Origin of the sequence: Paraburkholderia aromaticivorans (assembly GCF_012689525.1) — a bacterium.
In the GTDB taxonomy this organism is placed as follows: domain Bacteria; phylum Pseudomonadota; class Gammaproteobacteria; order Burkholderiales; family Burkholderiaceae; genus Paraburkholderia; species Paraburkholderia aromaticivorans_A.
Window position 1 is genome coordinate 163,327 of record NZ_CP051514.1, and the last position, 17,595, is coordinate 180,921.

Consider the following 17,595-nt stretch of genomic DNA (forward strand, 5'->3'; position numbering starts at 1 on the left):
TCAGATTTCCCTCAACAGGGTGTCGGCGATGCGGATGCTAAGCGCGGCACCTGTCAACGTCGGATTCATGCAGGACACGGATGGCATGACGGGTGTCCCTGCTATGAAAAGGTTTTTATGATCGTGAGTCCGGCAGTCCGAATCGACCACGGAATCTTTCGGGTTATTGCCCATGATCGTGGTACCCATGGCGTGCTGGCGGTTTTGATGGTTCACGTCAATATTTGTGATGTCGGCGTCCAGCAACTCACTAAACCGGTTCATATCCTTGAGGATCGCGTCGCGCCCGGCGTTCCAGTAGTCGGTAACACTGTAGTAAATGGAGGGGACGGGCAGGCCAAGACCGTCAACCTTCTTTTTGCTCAGAGTCACACGGTTCTCCGGAAGCGGCAGTGTCTCGAAGTCAGTAGCCCAATTTATCTCGCGCGCCGAACGACGTTTTATTTCCTCGTCCAGCTTCGATCCAAGAACACCTTTGGCGATCAATGCAGATGCAATCTGCGACGTCGGTACCGTATTGCGCAGCTTGATTTTCGATGACGGCACGTCTTTCCGGAACGCGCCATCGCGTCCGTTCAGGTAGACAAGCAGTTCAGTCGGTCCTTGCCCGGGCCACAGATCTTCCTTCGCCATCATCGTGACGCTCATGCCCGTATGATCCATCAGGTTGCGCCCGACCATATCGGATGAATTGGCAATTCCATTCGGATATTTTTCTGAAGCAGACAGCAGGAGCAGCTTCGGCGTTTCAATGGTATACGCCGCGACAACGAAATAGCGTGCGGTAAGCCGATGATCCGATCCATCAGGACGTTTGAACCGGACAGCCGTTATCTTGCCGGTGTCGTCGGCCTCGATCTTGTACACGACCGAGTTTTCCATGACGCGAGCCCCTGCGCGCTCGGCCTTGTCGATACTTCTGGAGCCGTCATATTTCGCGCCAATCGGACAGACAGGATTGCAGGTGTTGTTGCCGGCGCAGGGTGGGCGTCCCTCCCAGTCCTGCGTTGCGCGGCCATTCGATTCGCTGACCGGGTTGTAGCCCCCCCTGGCAAGTTCTTCGGATACCCGTTTGAAAGCGTAACTATACGGCAGACCTTTCATGGGGTAGGGTCTCGAGCGCGGGGGAAAGGGTGCACCGCCCTGGCCGCTTTGGTCCTCTCCGTCTTCGCCACTTACACCAAGTTCATATTCCGCGCGCGTGTAGTAAGGTTCGAGTTCGTCATAGCCGATTGGCCAGTCGCGGCCTCGCCCATAAAGCGTCTGGAGCTTGAAATCGTTCGGAATCATGCGCCAGAGCGCAGATCCGAAATGCCATGTTGTGCCGCCTACAACGCGAAGATAGTTCGTGTTGTAGCGTACCGGACCGGTCTGCTCGAGATAGTCGCCATAGGTGGTGGGCGCGTACGGCAGATTCGGATAAGGCGAGCCGGCACCTTGCAGTTTCATGTTCGTCAGGGACATCTTGACGGGAGAATTGCGGTATCGCTCGAGAATCTCCCGTCGCTTCACACGCGGCCCCGCCTCAAGAACGATCACCGATTTGCCCGACTGGGCCACTGCGCTTGCAATCAGGCCGCCCATGACACCCGAACCAATTACGATCAGGTCTGCATCGTAGGTGTTACTCATCACACATCACTCCTGTCATTCGTTTCAAAGCGGCTTTTCGCCCCAGCTATTGGGGCCGCCCCCATAACTCGGAACGACAAGGATGCCGCGTGTGGGCTCGTACATGAGCGCACCGGCATAGCTGATCAATTCCACGCCCGCATCATCGCCCACTATGCCGAGATACCAGGCGGAAATGATCGTCGTGGCTGTCGCCAATGACTGTTTGTCGAGTTGCGTGCTCGCGAGAAATGCGTCGGCATCTGTCGCTCGGGTCTGATGGATACTCGCTAGCAGTCGGGCCATGTCAACCTCGAAATGAGGGCTCCACTTCTGCAATGCCACGTAATAGCGCTCTGCCAGAACCGGATCGAGTTTGCGGCGAGTCAGAAATTCCGATGCCTGCAGGAAACTCCCCTTCGCATCGGGCGCGGCTATTTGCGCCGCACTGGCTGAAAAGGAGCCGTGGAAACCCACCACTGCAACAGCCGTTGCGGCCGCCACTGCTCGAATCATTGCGCGTCGGGACAAATTCGGCTGATCAGCTGAAACGGTGTTGTCTTTAGTAAGATTCATAGCTACGCCTCCTCACTTGCGCAACGCACTATGCTGCGGTCTAACCGTGACAGATTTGCGCCGGCGTATCACGATCCAGCTGACGACGGCAACGATGAAAACAAGGAAAGCGATGAGAGCGGCTGGCACCAGCTTCGCAATCATTGGGGCGGGCCCACCTTGGCGAATGGTCGCTACATCCTCCGGCGTGACCTTCAGCTTCGCGTTGCCATATTGCGTGAGAACATAATTGCTGACTGCCGCGATATCTTCATCCGACAGGCGTTCCGTATAGGACGCCTGTGGTCCGAACCCGGGCATGAATGTGGTTTTGCCGTTAATGTCCCGGGTCAGGCCGAACACGATGGTTGCGATCAGGTTGTCAGGGTGCTCACCGCCCGTCGCGGTGTTATGGAAAAGAGACGGATAATCGTTGTTCCCGGTCCCCGTCGCATTGACCTGATGGCAGGCTGCGCAGCTGCCGCTGAATATCTGCCATCCTCTATCCGGATTTGCAGTGCCTCTCAGTTCGACTTCACTCGCTGACGGTTTCCCATAGCCATAGCGGGGTTTGTCGACGCCGGACGATGCGATTGGCGGGGACTGCTTCACATAGGTAACGAGTGATTTCAGATCGGAATCATTCAGGTGCTGGAGGCTGTTCCCGATCGCCTCTGCCATTGGGCCCGCTGCCTGGGCCTTGCCGGCGACATGCCCCGTTTTCAGGTATTGGTAGAGCTCTTGATCGGTCCATCCGCCGACACCGCTCACAGGGTCCGATGTGATGTTGGGTGCGTACCAGGACCCAAGCGACGCACCGGAAAGATCCGCGCTGCCGATCTCTGACATCATGGCGTTACGGGGCGTGTGACAGGAATCGCAATGCGCCAGCGCTTTGGAGAGGTAAGCTCCTCTGTTCCATTCTGCCGACCTGGTATGGTCTTCCTGGAATGGCTTCTCGTCTAGGAACATGCCATTCCAGACCGACATCAAACCGCGATAGCCAAATGGAAAAGGCAGATCGGTTTTTTGGCTGATCGGCTCGTCAACGGGCGCGACACCATGCATAAAATAGGCATAGAGCGCTGACACGTCGGTGTCGGACATCTTCGCGTAAGACGTATAGGGCATGGCGGGGTAGAGATGACGACCATCGCGGCGAATGCCTCGCCGGATTGCATTGGAGAACTCAGCCTCGCTGTAGCTTCCGATTCCCGCACTTGTTGACGGCGTGATGTTGGTCGAATAGATCTTCCCAAGTGGAGTATCTATCCCATATCCGCCAGCAAACGGCTTACCGCCGTGGGGTGCGGAGTGGCAGGCCATACAGTCAGCGGCAACAGAAACATATTTGCCGCGCGTGACGACATCCTGACTATTTAAGGTGTCGCCTGGTAATGCATGGGCGAGCGAACTCAAAGAGAGAGAGGCAAGAAACCACGCGGCAATCAGGCTGCCGCGAAAGACTGGTGCCCCGTGCCCGACAGAAGGGGCTCTGATCGGTATAGAGCGTCCCCATTTAATTCCGGTCAGAAAGCCTTTCAAAGAATCACGATGCCCGATCGTTGTCTGGTCATCTTTGATTCCGGTTGTCCAATCATTTTCGTTGCGAGGATTCATTGCTGTCCTGAGAGGCCTGATACTTTCCTTGAGCCGAGGCGGATTGTCACACGTCTGCGTGAGCACAGACACGGGCCAGCCGGCAAATTACTGTTACGCGGATTGAAGCAAACCATCATCGAATTTGATCGTGCGACCGCGCTCTCATGTGAAAGCATTGGCGGCGCATTAGCACATCGACGGTTTCCGCTGCTGTGCGCCGCGCTCATGTCGTGTCTGCTGCCCGGCGTGTGCATGACGATGAAGCTGAAGCTGGCCGGTTACGAAGCTGACTGCTGCTTCTTCTCCTGCTTCCTGACGGGGTCGACAACGTAATCACGTACGACCTGACCGGTTTTATCAACAACGCTTCGGCGCTCTAGCAGTCCATCTTCGTGTCGTCGACTGCGTTTGCCGTGCTGCTGCCGTCTTCGACGGGGAAGTTGCGCAACCGGCTGATCGACGAGCTGCCGCTGGCATCTTTCGCAGCTGCGCACGCGATTCGAGAGCGGCGCGCGCGACGTGATATTCCAGATCAAGGTGCCTGGTCTAAAGTGAAGAGTAGCCACGAGGAACTCCTCGACTGCAGACGCAATAGGGGGCTCGAGGGGGAAGCAACTCCAGGATTTCCCGGACGGCTCAATACCCCCTGAAACGCTGCGGCTGCACGAAAGGAGAGAACTTCTTCAGAAGCGATGGCGGATGCCGATGCGCACATTGCCCTGCGACCCCGTCGCTGCCGAGTGACCGATGCCCTTGTCGCCCACCGACGCCGTCGCATCGGCAACATCGCCTAACGAATTCAGGGTTTTACCAATGGCCTTCTGGTATCCGGTCAACGCGTAGACAGTCGTGCGCCTTGAAAGATCGTATGACAGCCCTAACGTGACATCGTGATACTGAGCACGATCGCCTGTGTCATCGATTTCACCGCTTCGAGTGTAGGTGTATCCAGCAAAAATATGAAACCGTGCGTCATGGGTCCAGTTACCGAATACACCTATCGTGTTGTAGATTGCTTCATGAGAAAACAGCGAGTCCACTCCCGGTTCGAAACGGACGTTGCTGTAGTCGACGCCGATCAGCGTGTGGCCAAAGTTGTAGGTCGCGCCCGCGGCAAAGACCTGCTGCGTTTGTGCGGTCGCGAAGCCTTCGCTTATTGACGAGCCAACTGTTCCATCATCAGAGCTATCCCATGTATTCGACGTCGGATCAGACGGCCCCGTCTTGCTGTTGTCGGACCGTTCATATCCCGCGCCTATTTTCAACGGGCCATTGGCATACCCCGCCCCGATGCTCCATGTACTTTTTCGCTTGAGGCTACCCGCCTGGTCACCAAATCCGTACAACGCGCCAAATTGAAAGCCCCCGTAACTATCGCTGACATACTTTATCGAGTTATCGACTCGAGCTGTTGTATCCAGGTCATCAATGTTACCAGGCGACGCGCCAATGCCGCCGACGAACTGGGACGGACTCACCGGGTGAATAAAGTCCGTCATTGAAGAATACTGGCGTCCCATCGTCAGAGAGCCGAATCTATTGCTGCTTACCCCGACGAACGCAAGCCGGCTGAATAGCGTGTTTGACTTGCTGGTCGCGCCATTGACGTCGTTGAAACCCTCTTCGAGTACGAAAATCGCCTTGAAGCCACCACCCAGCGCTTCCGCGCCCTTGATGCCCCATCGACTGCCCGACAGGTTGCCACTTTGCATTGAGACGTTTGAATGGCCGACATACGCGCCAGGCTTCCCTGCACGCTCATTACTGATGTAGGAAACGCCCGCATCGACCAGCCCGTACAGCGTGACAGATGACTGAGCGTGCGAAGCGGTGGTCTCGCAGCAAAGTAAGGCTACCGCTATCAGATTTCTGCGCATGCGTAATGAAGGGTCGTACCTGGCGCCAGCCAGCTGGCTGCCCGAAACAGACAGGGCAATGAAGTGGTGGTGAAGTCCGGAAACGCGGTCGTGGCTGGTGATCACGCGAAGGGCCGGTGTTCGAGTGCCCGTGAATAAAGCGGTTCGCCCCCTGGCACCCAGCTTTTCCAACGTCGCGTTTTGGTTCTCCCCTCGGTCGAGCGCGCACCGAGTGCCGGGAACCAGCTATAGCCGCATGTTGAACCGAGGGCGGCCCGGCTCAGCACACAGGCCAACAAGTAGCGAAAGCGCTGGACCCACGCTTCGAACGTCGCTCTCAACGCGACTGTGTCCTCGAAAGGAGAAACTCGTTGCGCCGACAACATACCAGAAGGTATCGGAGAAACGCTATCGGTAATCTGCGAATCAGTTTTTCAAGAACGGTAAAGGTGTTCCCGTGCTGACAGAAAATCGTCGTACGCCCATCGTTACGGCGGGGCCGGCGCAGGTCATGCGAATGCCGAAGGGGGTTGATCTGAAAGCATATCTTGCACGACGCGATGCAGGCAAACGAAGTGTCTTCACGCCCAAATCGAAATCGATCTACCCGATCGCCTGCGCTCCAGCGAAGTAGTGGCGACGCGACCTGATTTCAAGGCGCGAGGTAGAATTCCGGCGCAGCAATCGTATGGAAAAGACATGCGACTGGCGGCTGAGGACATTGAGTACTTCAAGATCCGCGAATTCATTGAAGATATGGTTGCGCGAACAACCAGTGATCTTCTCAAAAAGTCATCCAGTGAATTTCTGAAAATCTGTTGAGCCGTACATAACCTGTCATGGAGCTATCTTCGTCATGTCTTCCGGCATCCCCACAGCGAGACGCAAATTCCTCGTTTCAGCGTTGCTGGCGCTGCCGTCGCTCGGCGCCATACTCAACACATTGAGCGCCGCACAGGCAGCCGAAATGGCGGCGCCGGATCTGGACAAATACCAGCCGGAATTCTTCAAAGCCAATGAATGGGCCTTTATTCTCGCAGCATGTGACGGGCTGATTCCTGCCGATGGCCGGGGCCCCGGCGCGCTGGAGACGAATGTTCCGGTGTTTCTCGACCAGCAACTGCATGGCGACCTCGGGCGGGAACTCTATCTCCAGGGTCCGTTCGACGTGCATGCGCCTGCAACGCTGGGCTATCAGCTTCCCTATACGCCTCAGCAGATTTATCAGCGCGGTATCAGGGCGACCGACGCGTGGTGCGAGCAGAAGTACCGGAAGAAGTTTCCCGATCTCGATGTCGCCCCCAGAGAAGCCGTACTGAAGGCCCTGCACGACAATTCCATCAATTTCTCCGATGTCGGCGAGAATGCGCTCACTTCAGGCCAGTTCTTTACAGAACTGTTGTCCGATTCAAAAAACGGCTATCTCTCGGACCCGATCTATGGTGGCAATAAAGGGATGAAGGCGTGGATCGCAATTGGCTTTCCTGGTGCGCGTGCGAGTTTCCTCGAATGGGTCACGCAACACAACGTGAAATATCCGCTCGGGCCAGTCAGCCTCAGGGGCCTTCGCGCGTAAGCATATTTGTGACTTCAGGGAACAACAAGGAACATCGTGGCAAAGATTAACAATGACCCAGTGGATGTTGTCGTGGTCGGGCTGGGCTGGGCGGGGTCGCTCATGAGTATCGAGCTCGCGCAGGCGGGCCTGAAAGTGCGGGCACTTGAGCGAGGTGAGGATCGCACCAATGCCGATTTCGCCTATCCGAAACCGGCCGACCAGTACGCTTACGGTGTGCGTAACAAGATCATGGTGACGCCGCGCGATGGCGCCCTGACCGTGCGCCACTCGGCGAACGACACCGCGCTGCCGACCCGCAAGTGGGGCGCTTTCGTGCCGGGCACGGGCGTGGGCGGCTCCGGCCTGCACTGGACCGGTGTGCTGATTCGCCCGACGCCCACGGACATCAAGCTGAAGACGTATGCCGATGCGGCCTACAAAAGAGGCCAGCTGCAAGGCGGCATGCAGATTCAGGACTTCCCGTTCACCTGGGATGAAATCGAGCCTTACCTCGACTTTTTCGAAAAGGTATGCGGCCTGTCAGGGAAAACCGGTAACCTTCGCGGCAAGATGGTCGAAGGTGGCGATCCATTCGAGGGTCCGCGCTCCAATCTGCACCCGCTGCCCGCGCTCGAAGACACCCTGAACAATACGATGTTTGCGGGCGCAGCGCGCAAGCTCGGCTATCACCCGTTTCCCAATCCATCGGCCAACGTTTCGCGCGCGTGGACCAATCCCTATGGCAACCAGATTGCGCCGTGCAATTACTGCGGCTATTGCAGCAAGTACCCGTGCCTGAATTTTTCAAAGGCCTCGCCGCAGACGTCCGTACTCGATGCGCTCAGGCGCATGGAGAATTTCTCGTATCGCGTGAATGCGAACGTGCTGCGCGTGGAGCTGCATCCGGACGGGAAGACGGCGAAAGGCGTGATCTACGCCGACGCGCACGGCAATGAAGTGTTTCAGCCAGCGAAGATCGTCGTGCTGGCGGGCTTTCAGTTCGTCAACGTGCGCCTGATGTTACTTTCGGGCATTGGCAAACCGTATGACCCCGTGAGCGGCAAGGGCGTGGTCGGCCGCAACTATGCGTTCCTCAGCAATGGCGGCGCCACGCTGTTCTTCAAGGATAAGAACTTCAATCCGTTCGCCACCGCCGGCGCAACCGGGCAGATGTTCAACGACATTTCGCCGGGTAATTTTGATGGCCCTTCTCTCGGCATCATCGGCGGAGCGAAGATTCACAGCTCGCAAGCGTCCGGGGCGCCGATCGGCACGGCATTGCCTCACGGTACACCCGCATGGGGGCGGGGCTGGAAGGAAGGTATGCAGAACTGGTACGGCCACTCGATGAAGATCAGCATTTCGACGGGCTGCATGTCGTATCGCGATCACTTCGTTGATCTCGATCCTGTGTACAAGGATCCATGGGGCCAGCCACTGCTGCGGATCACGTTCGACTGGAAACAGAACGAACTCAAACTGCAACAGCATCTGCGGAAGATCGTGCTTGAGATTACGAAGGAACTGAACCCGGACAGCTATTCGGAGAGCTTCCTTTCGCTGGATTCGCACTGGGACATTACCAAGTACGTGTCGACCCACAACGTAGGCGGTGCGGTAATGGGAGACTCACCGGAAACTAGCGCGTTGAACCGCTATCTGCAAAGCTGGGACGTGCATAACGTTTTCGTCGCTGGCGGCAATGCTTTTCCCCAAAACTTTCAGGCCAATCCGACTGCCATGATTGGCGCGCTCACCCTGTTCGCCGCGCGGGCGATCAAGGAGCAGTACCTCAAGAACCCAGGTCCGTTGGTGCACGCGTGATTGCGATGAAAAAATTCAAGTCATTTACTGCCGCGGCCATGCTGACGTTTGCCACACTGGGCGCCGGATCTGCCCAGGCTCAGGACCCCGGGCAGAGCGCCGGGCTGATTCAACGCGGAGAGTATCTCGCCCGCGCGGGCGACTGCATGGCATGCCACAGCGCGCCGGGCAGAAAGCCGTTTACAGGCGGTCTGCCGATCGAGAGCGGTCTTGGCACCATCTACTCGACCAACATCACGCCGAGCAAGGGTGCTGGCATCGGCAATTACACCGAGCAGCAGTTTTCCGATGCTGTCCGCAAGGGCATTCGCGCCGACGGCTCACGGCTGTACCCGGCCATGCCGTATCCGTCGTACGCGAAGATCACAGGCGCAGATGTCCACGCGCTCTACGCATACTTCATGAAGGGCGTGGCACCCATTGACGAACGGGCACCCGTAACGGATCTGCGCTTTCCGTTCAATCAGCGCTGGGGCATGGCGCTCTGGAACTGGGCATTCACCTCGGACAAGCCGTTTGCGGCGCCTGATAACGCGAGTGAACAGGTTCGACGCGGGGCGTATCTGGTCGAGAGTCTCGGCCATTGTGGCAGCTGCCATACGCCGCGCGGCTTCGCCATGAACGAAAAGGCGCTCGACAGCAGCGACGCACTGTTCCTGTCCGGTGGCAATCTCAACGGCTGGAGTGTGCCGTCACTGCGCGGCATGCCAAACTGGACACAGGAGGACATCGTCGATTACCTGCAGAGCGGGCGTAACAGCAAGGCTGCGGTGGCCGGAGAGATGACCTCGGTCGTCTCCAACAGTACGTCACATATGACAAACGACGACCTCAGTGCGATCGCTGCTTATGTGAAGACTCTGCCTGCTCCGCACAGGGCTCAGGCCAGCTCCGAAGCGACGGCGACGGCAGGTACCACCGCAGCCAGACTGACAGCGGCACAGTCGCTCACCTTGGGCGAGCGTCTCTATGTCGATAATTGCAGTGCGTGTCACTTCGTCAGAGGTCAGGGGGCGCCGCGCGTGTTTCCCCGTCTGGATGGCGCGACCGTGGTCAACGCACCGAATCCGGACGGACTGATCCACGTTATCCTCGCCGGCGCGCAAACCCCTTCTACGGCAAAGGCGCCGTCGGCCCTGCCGATGCCTGGATTTGCGTATCGCTTGAGCGACGATGAAGTCGCGCAACTGGCGACGTTCCTGCGTAGAGGGTGGTCGAACCACGCCGGGCCGGTCGGCGCCCGCCAGGTCGCGAAGGTCCGTCAGACGCTCAAGCAGCAGTAACCGGCCTTTATTCGAAAGGCTGTCGGGTGACAAGTCGGGGCTGCGATATAGGCAAGACGGTTCTGTCATGCTGTTGGCGGATTGCCGGAGATGCGGCGACAATCTTTCGCGTCAAACGAGCCACCATACAGCAATAGGCATTTGCCGTCGCCCCGTCTTCTGTGCTCGCTCCTGATGCCCGCCTGACGGGACCAGTTATACGCTGCGGCGGCATTACCATTTCCCGCTGAGCCAGCGGATGGTCGAGGAGCTGCCGCCCGGGCGCGGCATCGACGTCGTTATGAAACGGTGCGGCGCCGGTCAGTCCGTTCTCGACCGACTCAAACGTCTCGGCGGACTGCCTTATCGGTGATCAGCGCAAGAAGCATTTGACCTCGCCAAGCCATGGACAGTGTGCATATGCGAGCAGGCGAGTGTCGCCGGTCACGTCTGGTCTTCGGTGCCGCCCAAGGCGTCGAGCAACTAGGAGCTCGGGCTTCTTTTGCCTCGATTCTGTTGTTGAATTCGCCAGCGTCTAAATCAGGTCAAGGCAGGGCATGGCCCACTGCATTGGAGTGGACCTGCCCGGATTTGTCGTCCAGTGCGGGAGCGAACTCGCAAGACTCTCCCCTGATCAGGAGAGCCAGCGAACTGTTTCAGGCAAAGCCGGGAATGGACGCCCAGCATCGATCGAAGATTGACGGCATCGTTGCAAACGTTGACTTGCTCAACAATGCGATCGCGACGAGTGCGTCCTTGCTGCACGGGAACCCTAATCCGATCGCTGTTTGTAAAGAAAAATCGGCAGCCTCCAGTCGCGCCATATTGCTAACAGACGCAGCATCAAACCGCAGCCGAAACTGATGGCGGTATTCAGGTCATTGCCGACACCGAATGCACGCAAGCCTAAAAAGATCGCGCAGGTCGCGAGCGAGACGCTCGCGTACAGTTCATGTCGGAACACCATCGGAACCTGGTTGCACAGGACATCGCGCAGGATGCCGCCGAAGACGCCCGTAATCATGCCAGACATGATGACGACGGCGGTTGGGTAGTTCATTTTCAGCGCGACGCTGCAGCCAATCAACGAGAACGCGATCAGTCCCATTGCGTCCAGGGCGAGAAAGACTCGTCTCAGAGCAGGCATGCAGCGCGCGATGACAGTCGTCAGCAGACCGGCTGAAATGACCAGATAGATGTATCCCGGATGCTGGGTCCACGCGACGGGAAAGTGACCAAGGATCAGGTCACGGATGGTGCCGCCGCCTAACGCCGTGACAAAGGCGATGACGGCCACGCCAAAAATGTCCATATTGCGGCGTCCGGCAGCAAGTGCGCCTGACATTGCCTCGGCGGTGATCGCGATCAGGTAGATGATGGTCAGCACGTCATGCGCTCCTGTTGGTCAGGCGGAGGCGAACGGTGACTGAGGATGCAGGCGAATACATCGGGAGTGACTCCGGTCAGAGACAGGGCGCCGCATGCTGCGGCGTCCTGATGCGCCTCTCCCTCTGTCCTTTTACCTGAGAGTTTCGGCTCCATAGGAAGCCAGCCCCTTCGGTGGGTCGAAGCGTGCGATGTACTGCGCGTCCGGCCTCTCTCCAGTCGGCGAAATGTTTCCGCGGTTCGGCATGCCTGAGCGATCATGGGAGTTTGCGCCTTCGGCGGAGGCGGAGGCCGCCTCTCTCTCCCGCGGAAGAGGGGCGATTATCGTGGGTAAACCCTTATTTGTCAATTGGCGGCGCATATTTTAAACGGTGGTCGACGTATCGACCGTACTTATCCATATGTACTCCTTCCGAAATCGTCGGGCTCACGAACCTCATCTTTTTCCTCGCGACTCGAACAGCGGCGCAACCCGCGATCGGTGGGCCACCTTCGGGTGGCCTACCTCGAGGCTTCACGACATGCCGGGAAATGCCAGCGCCCATACCCATTGACGGATTGCTTAACGGCGGTCGCCAGATCCGGAAAGCATGATTGGGTCTGGGTGACCCGGGGAGGCGACGCTCGGAGATTGGCCGGCCTGGATGGGAGCCGCATGCTCGCCGCTCTGGCACAGCCCTTGAGCGCTCGCTGAATCGCTGTCAGCGAGAAGTCCGCCATCGGGAGCATGCTCACCGGCTAAATGATCATGAGCGCCGTCTGGACGCATGGACGGTACAGCCCGGCGCGCGGTCGCTTCACGAATGGCGAATTGAGGGCAGTGTCCATTTCCTGAACGCGGCTTTAGCAGAAATGGCGGACGCCATTAGCGAAATTAGCGAACTTGAACAGACGCAAATGACTGCTCCCTGGCTCGTGTCAGCCCCGCTTTGCATCGCGACACTACGCATTCATCGAAGCCATTAGCGGACGTTGGCCGTTACCGTCGGGGAACGACCGAACTGAAGCAGTGAGCGGGCATATCAACGTGCATGGACCAATGGCGGCTTTGTCCGATGAGGATAGGGGTAGGAAACGGCGATCGCCGTTTCCTACCTCCGAACCCGGTATGCAGTATTCCCGCATCAAATGAGTTCGATCACATTCATATTTCGGCATATACCGGGCACGCACAGTGGATTCATATAAAGCCTTCGTCAACAGCTGCCCGGATTTATGTTCGATTCCGAACAGTAAGCGGCAAACGGAATCGGATTCCGCCGTCGCCAGCGACGTAAAGTTGGATGGAGGAGTGGTGACCGATGTGGTGAAACTGCCGTTTATCAGGGTTCGGCCGGCAACCTTGGTCAAGCTTGCCGCTCATCTCAGGAACGAACGTAGAAACAGGGACTATCGGGCACGTCGACCACTGATGCAGGCACCGCTTGCGTTCGACGTTTTTCTAAATGCATACAAGAAAACAAGGCCGGAATTTTCGACTTTCTTTACCAATCACGTCGCGGGCGCAATGCATCGGTACTGACGTTATGTATTTCCAGAAGACTTCAACCAGCAGAACCTTTCCGCAAGCGACAAGTTCAAGAGCGAAACCGTTCTTGCGGCGATGGACATTGCAGACGAGCAAATCGGCAGGCTCGCAAAAATAACCAGACAGGGTGGCGGCTCTCTTCTGATCTTGTCGTCAATGGGACAGGAGGCGGTAAAGCGTCCTCCGTATCACGGTGAGCTTCGCCTCAACGACGCAAAGAAACTGGCAACTGCGATCGGGTTCTACCATTCATTCAAGGCGAATCTCGCCATGCAGCCCGATTTCGATTTCGAGTTTGAGTCTAGCACCCATGCCAGGGAGGGCTTTGTCAAGTTGACGGCTGTAGACAATTTTTTGGTTAAAGTGTAGTTGTACTTATTAAATAACTTTCTGAGATGCGGTAGTGACAGTCCACCCATGCCACGTGACGAAGCGTTCCTGGAGTACGGCACGATGACATGCCGCGTTCATCTGTTGTCTGGGCAACGCGAAGTGCTGCCGGATTGGGCCGAAGCACGAGAGAAACGCCTGCGCGTGACGCGCATCGCGAAAGCCGCACATCTGATGTTCGCGCCTGCGTGTCGGCTGGTGGCTGTTCTCGGCACGGTTGTTCACACGTGCCGCCGCCTTGACGAAAACGTGCTTCACATGAGCGAGCTCAGGAATATCAGCCTTCGCCGCCGGATAGCTGCGCAGCTGGTCGGTAACGATCTTGCGCGGCACCGGGTTTGAACGCAGCAGCCTCCGGAAGAAGCGCTTTGCCGCAGCCTTGTCGCGCCGCTTTTGAACCAGCACGTCGAGTTCGGCACCATGCTCGTCGACCGCTCGCCGCAACAGATACGACTCGCCGCGCAGCGTCACGAACATCTCGTCCAGATGCCATGTGCTGCCCGGCTTGCGCCGCGCCGCTCTGGCGCAATGGGCGAATCCAGCGCCGAACTTGTCGCACCAGCAACGGATCGTTTCGTACGTGACCGCGACACCACGCTCCAGCAACAACTCCTCGATGTCGCGCAGGCTCAGGCTGAACCGGAAGTACCAGCGAACCGCACAGCTGATGACGACGGCAGGGAAGCGGTGACCGTGATAAAGCGATTTCGTTTTTTCCATCACTTCATTCTACCGCAGCATCCCCCATCAACCTGACAGTGCCCTCTGTGCTCTCGGGCTCAAGGATACAGCTGCGCCGGCTGTCTGGAATGCCGTCCTATTCAATCAATAAGGTATCCGTATTTATAGGGGTTCGAGGTGCAGTGGAACGGTTATCGGAAGAATCCCATAACCGTTCCACTGCTCCCCGAACCCAGGGATTGCCAATGCTGGCGTTGGATCGACTGTTTGTATGCGCCCGCTGCCGGTTGTGGGTCATTGTTTGTCGCCGTTGCGACCGCGACCAGATCTATTGCAAAAGCGACTGCTCTGAGCTTTCGCGCCACGCCTGCATGCGCGAGGCTGGCAAACGCTACCAGCACAGCCGCCACGACCGTATCGCACACGCCGAACGGATGCGCCGCTATCGCCACCGCCAGAATAAAGTGACGCATCAGAGTTCCGCCCCACAGGCCGCCGATGCTCTACTCTACTGGCGCCGACTTCGACGACGGCGGCCAGGGGTACGCGTAAGCGTCGCTTGCCATTCATTTCACGCACTCACCGCAGCAAGTACGGAGATGGAAATGGCACGTTTGAAGCTACCGACGATCGAACACAGTTCCTGCGTCATCGAGGCCGAGTACCGCGAGGATCGCCTTGCGCGATTCAGCTCCCGGGTAAAGCAGGACAACAAGATCGCCGGCCTTCGCTTCCGAGAACGGCTCAGCGATCTGCTTCTCAGCCTTGCGGGGTTTATCAACAAACGCGACATGAATCCCTCGATCCATATCAATGTCGTCTATGCCGAGAGCATTCGGGAAGAGTGCGGCGTTTCGCAGAACGACAGTGAGCGTTTTTCCGTCGACGGTACAACTGAACCTGTCCCGGTCGGGGCCGAAGTGGCGGATACTGTTGATCTTCATCTTGATCTCAATCTCATTGCAAAACCGGGAAGGACAGTCTGTCTCTACCTCCCGTCCGGAACATAGCACAGGCAGCGAAAAAGCAGCTTTGAACGGGGCCGTTTCAAGTCGGCGAGTCGACTCCAAATTGCCCGTATCGACGGTCTCCGCGGTTGCGGACGAAACGGTCCCGCAGAAGGCTGAAAGCAATACCACGCGCCCACCGACCTACCGGGAGACTTTGAGATGGAAGTCTGAAGGTTAGGATCAGCACAAGGTGACAAGTGTCTCGTCAGGCCTCAAATATCGGATAAAACTTGGGCAGCTTGATGCGGGCATCGTCGGTGGTGAACTGCCAGTTGATCGTGGCTTAAGATGATCTCGCCGAGCCTGCCAGGCGGCCACCTCGCGGTGCACAGTGTCGATGTTGTCGATACGCGGGTCCAGACATTGCTTGATCATCACGTCGATCTCAGCCATGCTCAGCCAACTGTCATATTTCGGTATGTAGACAAATTCAACCGGTCCCACAGCGCTTTGCCTGCGATGGCGGGAAGGTTTCGTAGAGCGCGGCGGCCGTGTGGGTGTTGAGGTTGTCCATCACGAGGGTGATTCGTTGCGCATCCGGGTAGGCTTGGGCAATGTCCTGCACGAAGCGGGACCATTGCACCTTGGGCCGGGATTCGGTGACTTTGGCAAGACGCGCTCCGGCCGGGGGTTCCGATGCCATGAAGACATTGCACACGCCACAGTGCTCGTATTCGTAGTCCTCCTGCGCAGGACGCCCTGACGCCGCGTCGATCGGGTCGCGGGTCTGGGCGAGTCGGCTGCCGGGGCGTTTCGTGCATACACACGAGGTGCGCCGCATCGCAGAGTCGATGGTAGACATCGAGCACATTTCCATGGCCGCCACGAACTCTGCGTTCGCTTGCGGCGGGATGACCCAACCTATCTTGCGCCAGGGTTTGAGTCCTTTTTTGAGCGCGCGCCGCACCGTTTCGTGCGAGAGACAATCCACGTACTCCAGCTCTACGGCACGCTGGGCCAACAACCTCAGCGACCGGTCCGCCTGGCCCTCGCGAGGCGCCGCAGCTCATCGCAATGAATCGGGCCTCAAGCTCGCCATCGATCTTGCAGTCGTAGACCCTTTGGCTCGGCGGCCTGACAAGCGCAGCTTCGTAGCCTTCCTCGACGAAGCGTTTCTTCATCCGGTCTATCTTGCGGGGCTCGCGTGCAACACCGCCGCAATCTCTTGCCCAGAGCAGCGGGAGTGCCCTGAAGAGGTGTCGCAATTCAACAGAATCAGAGCGTTGATTACCTTCCGGGACTGGTGCGAACCTTTGCTCACAATCGTTTCGAGTTGCTCCCTTTCTTCAGCCGTCAGGGTAACGATATATTTCTCCATTCCCCGATTTTCGCGCCGCTTGCTCGCGTTTACAACGTCTTTTCCCGGCCCTACACATTCACCGACAATTCACGCAAGTCGCGACACTGGCCACCACTTGTACACCATTCATCAGCCGCTCGCAGAGAGCGACGGCCTTCACTGCATGCGAGTTCAGTTCGCGGCGATGACGACAGTACAGGTGATCCCGGCCGCCAGCACGATATCATCCGGCACAGAATCAATCTTCACCCGCACCGGTACGCGCTGTGCCAACCTGACCCAGTTGAAAGTCGGATTCACATCAGCAAGCAGTTCGCGGCTTTCCGGATTATCCCGATCATAGATCCCTCGAGAAATACTGTCGACATGCCCCTGCAGCGTGCCACCGCTCATCAGCCGTACTTCAGCCTTATCACCGATACGAACATGAGGAAGCTTGGTTTCCTCAAAATACCCATAAACCCAGAATGAATGGCTATCGACAATCGCCAGCTTGGCGGCACCAGCAGTCGCATAATCGCCGCGAAACACGCTCAGATTCGTGACGTAACCGTCCGCCGGCGACACCACCCGAGTCCGATCGAGATTCAGCCTGGCTGCATCGAGCGCCGCCAGTGCTTGCTGATAGGCAGCCTCGGCAGCAGTGGCCGTATGCGTCGCATTCTCGCGGTTTTCTTTCGACACGACCAAAGCGTCCATATCGGCGCGTCGTTGCGCGTCGTCGCGCTTCATCTGTAACTCGGCCTTACGCGCAGCAACAGCAGCTTGCGCCTGCTCAACGGCAATCTGATAGTGCGAAGGATCGATCTGCATCAACAGATCTCCCTTCTTCACCAGTTGATTGTCCTTAACAGGCAGATCGACAACCGCGCCGGAGACATCTGGCGCGACATTCACGATCTCGGCGCGCACGCGCCCATCACGTGTCCACGGTTCATCCATGTAATGAACCCACAACACGCGCCCAATCAAAATCGCGACGATAAAAATAATGGCTGTCGCGACGAAGCCCACAAGATTTCGGATGGTCAT

General features: G+C 57.7%; 14 protein-coding genes, 1 pseudogene and 1 riboswitch. Of the genes and pseudogenes, 6 read left to right on the forward strand and 9 right to left on the reverse strand.

Annotated elements, in window-relative coordinates:
- From HF916_RS00745 to HF916_RS00755, 3 genes are read right to left on the reverse strand one after another with little or no spacing between them, the layout of a single operon-like run.
- A complete protein-coding gene (locus HF916_RS00745; protein ID WP_206001747.1) occupies positions 1 to 1,632 on the reverse strand; it encodes a GMC family oxidoreductase in 1,632 nt (543 codons plus the stop codon).
- 24 nt (positions 1,633 to 1,656) lie between these two features.
- On the reverse strand, positions 1,657 to 2,187 hold the full coding sequence (locus HF916_RS00750) for a sugar dehydrogenase complex small subunit (RefSeq protein WP_168787450.1): 531 nt from the start codon (positions 2,185 to 2,187) through the stop codon (positions 1,657 to 1,659).
- 12 nt (positions 2,188 to 2,199) lie between these two features.
- Positions 2,200 to 3,786 (reverse strand): cytochrome c, encoded by a 1,587-nt coding sequence (locus HF916_RS00755; RefSeq protein ID WP_168787451.1) that lies wholly within the window; start codon positions 3,784 to 3,786, stop codon positions 2,200 to 2,202.
- Between the two features lie 102 nt (positions 3,787 to 3,888).
- On the opposite strand from HF916_RS00755, the gene HF916_RS00760 reads away from it, so the two are divergent.
- Positions 3,889 to 4,101: a hypothetical protein gene (locus tag HF916_RS00760; RefSeq protein WP_168787452.1), complete on the forward strand. Its 213-nt coding sequence runs from the start codon at positions 3,889 to 3,891 to the stop codon at positions 4,099 to 4,101.
- A gap of 350 nt (positions 4,102 to 4,451) precedes the next feature.
- On the opposite strand, the gene HF916_RS00765 is transcribed toward HF916_RS00760, so the two are convergent.
- Positions 4,452 to 5,645, reverse strand: a complete 1,194-nt coding sequence (locus HF916_RS00765; RefSeq protein WP_168788934.1) for a porin — start codon at positions 5,643 to 5,645, stop codon at positions 4,452 to 4,454.
- An 835-nt stretch (positions 5,646 to 6,480) separates the two neighbouring features.
- Between HF916_RS00765 and HF916_RS00770 the strand changes: the two genes are divergently transcribed.
- The 3 genes from HF916_RS00770 to HF916_RS00780 are packed head-to-tail and all read left to right on the forward strand — an operon-like array spanning position 6,481 to position 10,289.
- On the forward strand, positions 6,481 to 7,200 hold the full coding sequence (locus HF916_RS00770; protein WP_168787453.1) for a gluconate 2-dehydrogenase subunit 3 family protein: 720 nt from the start codon (positions 6,481 to 6,483) through the stop codon (positions 7,198 to 7,200).
- Positions 7,201 to 7,236: 36 nt separating this feature from the next.
- Positions 7,237 to 9,006, forward strand: a complete 1,770-nt coding sequence (locus HF916_RS00775) for a GMC family oxidoreductase (protein WP_168787454.1) — start codon at positions 7,237 to 7,239, stop codon at positions 9,004 to 9,006.
- 5 nt (positions 9,007 to 9,011) lie between these two features.
- Entirely contained in the window at positions 9,012 to 10,289 is a 1,278-nt protein-coding gene (locus tag HF916_RS00780) for a cytochrome c (protein ID WP_168787455.1), read from the forward strand.
- A 751-nt stretch (positions 10,290 to 11,040) separates the two neighbouring features.
- Here the strand turns inward: HF916_RS00780 and HF916_RS00785 are convergent.
- Positions 11,041 to 11,613 (reverse strand): trimeric intracellular cation channel family protein, encoded by a 573-nt coding sequence (locus HF916_RS00785; RefSeq protein WP_240975391.1) that lies wholly within the window; start codon positions 11,611 to 11,613, stop codon positions 11,041 to 11,043.
- 267 nt (positions 11,614 to 11,880) lie between these two features.
- A riboswitch (glycine riboswitch) is annotated at positions 11,881 to 11,971 on the reverse strand.
- Positions 11,972 to 13,257: 1,286 nt separating this feature from the next.
- On the opposite strand from HF916_RS00785, the gene HF916_RS00790 reads away from it, so the two are divergent.
- Entirely contained in the window at positions 13,258 to 13,551 is a 294-nt protein-coding gene (locus HF916_RS00790; RefSeq protein WP_168787457.1) for a hypothetical protein, read from the forward strand.
- A 9-nt stretch (positions 13,552 to 13,560) separates the two neighbouring features.
- On the opposite strand, the gene HF916_RS00795 is transcribed toward HF916_RS00790, so the two are convergent.
- Entirely contained in the window at positions 13,561 to 14,292 is a 732-nt protein-coding gene (locus tag HF916_RS00795) for an IS6 family transposase (protein WP_168787458.1), read from the reverse strand.
- A 152-nt stretch (positions 14,293 to 14,444) separates the two neighbouring features.
- The gene (locus tag HF916_RS00800) at positions 14,445 to 14,726 is read right to left on the reverse strand and encodes a hypothetical protein (protein ID WP_168787459.1); all 282 of its coding nucleotides are present in this window, start codon (positions 14,724 to 14,726) and stop codon (positions 14,445 to 14,447) included.
- 132 nt (positions 14,727 to 14,858) lie between these two features.
- On the opposite strand from HF916_RS00800, the gene HF916_RS00805 reads away from it, so the two are divergent.
- Positions 14,859 to 15,263 (forward strand): hypothetical protein, encoded by a 405-nt coding sequence (locus HF916_RS00805; protein ID WP_168787460.1) that lies wholly within the window; start codon positions 14,859 to 14,861, stop codon positions 15,261 to 15,263.
- A gap of 205 nt (positions 15,264 to 15,468) precedes the next feature.
- Here HF916_RS00805 and HF916_RS00810 read toward each other — a convergent pair.
- Together HF916_RS00810 and HF916_RS00815 are read right to left on the reverse strand one after the other, a co-directional pair.
- Positions 15,469 to 16,581: pseudogene (locus HF916_RS00810) on the reverse strand (IS630 family transposase).
- 153 nt (positions 16,582 to 16,734) lie between these two features.
- Positions 16,735 to 17,595, reverse strand: a complete 861-nt coding sequence (locus HF916_RS00815) for an efflux RND transporter periplasmic adaptor subunit (RefSeq protein ID WP_168787461.1) — start codon at positions 17,593 to 17,595, stop codon at positions 16,735 to 16,737.

What these genes read in the sequence shown, in the direction of transcription:
- HF916_RS00745 (WP_206001747.1), bottom strand. Translation starts at nt 1,632, where the DNA reads ATGAGTAACACCTACGATGCAGACCTGATCGTAATTGGTTCGGGTGTC.
- HF916_RS00750 (WP_168787450.1), bottom strand. Translation starts at nt 2,187, where the DNA reads ATGAATCTTACTAAAGACAACACCGTTTCAGCTGATCAGCCGAATTTG.
- HF916_RS00755 (WP_168787451.1), bottom strand. Translation starts at nt 3,786, where the DNA reads ATGAATCCTCGCAACGAAAATGATTGGACAACCGGAATCAAAGATGAC.
- HF916_RS00765 (WP_168788934.1), bottom strand. Translation starts at nt 5,645, where the DNA reads ATGCGCAGAAATCTGATAGCGGTAGCCTTACTTTGCTGCGAGACCACC.
- HF916_RS00770 (WP_168787453.1), top strand. Translation starts at nt 6,481, where the DNA reads ATGTCTTCCGGCATCCCCACAGCGAGACGCAAATTCCTCGTTTCAGCG.
- HF916_RS00780 (WP_168787455.1), top strand. Translation starts at nt 9,012, where the DNA reads ATGAAAAAATTCAAGTCATTTACTGCCGCGGCCATGCTGACGTTTGCC.
- HF916_RS00785 (WP_240975391.1), bottom strand. Translation starts at nt 11,613, where the DNA reads ATGTCAGGCGCACTTGCTGCCGGACGCCGCAATATGGACATTTTTGGC.
- HF916_RS00790 (WP_168787457.1), top strand. Translation starts at nt 13,258, where the DNA reads ATGGACATTGCAGACGAGCAAATCGGCAGGCTCGCAAAAATAACCAGA.
- HF916_RS00795 (WP_168787458.1), bottom strand. Translation starts at nt 14,292, where the DNA reads ATGGAAAAAACGAAATCGCTTTATCACGGTCACCGCTTCCCTGCCGTC.
- HF916_RS00800 (WP_168787459.1), bottom strand. Translation starts at nt 14,726, where the DNA reads ATGCGTCACTTTATTCTGGCGGTGGCGATAGCGGCGCATCCGTTCGGC.
- HF916_RS00805 (WP_168787460.1), top strand. Translation starts at nt 14,859, where the DNA reads ATGGCACGTTTGAAGCTACCGACGATCGAACACAGTTCCTGCGTCATC.
- HF916_RS00815 (WP_168787461.1), bottom strand. Translation starts at nt 17,595, where the DNA reads ATGACCATCCGAAATCTTGTGGGCTTCGTCGCGACAGCCATTATTTTT.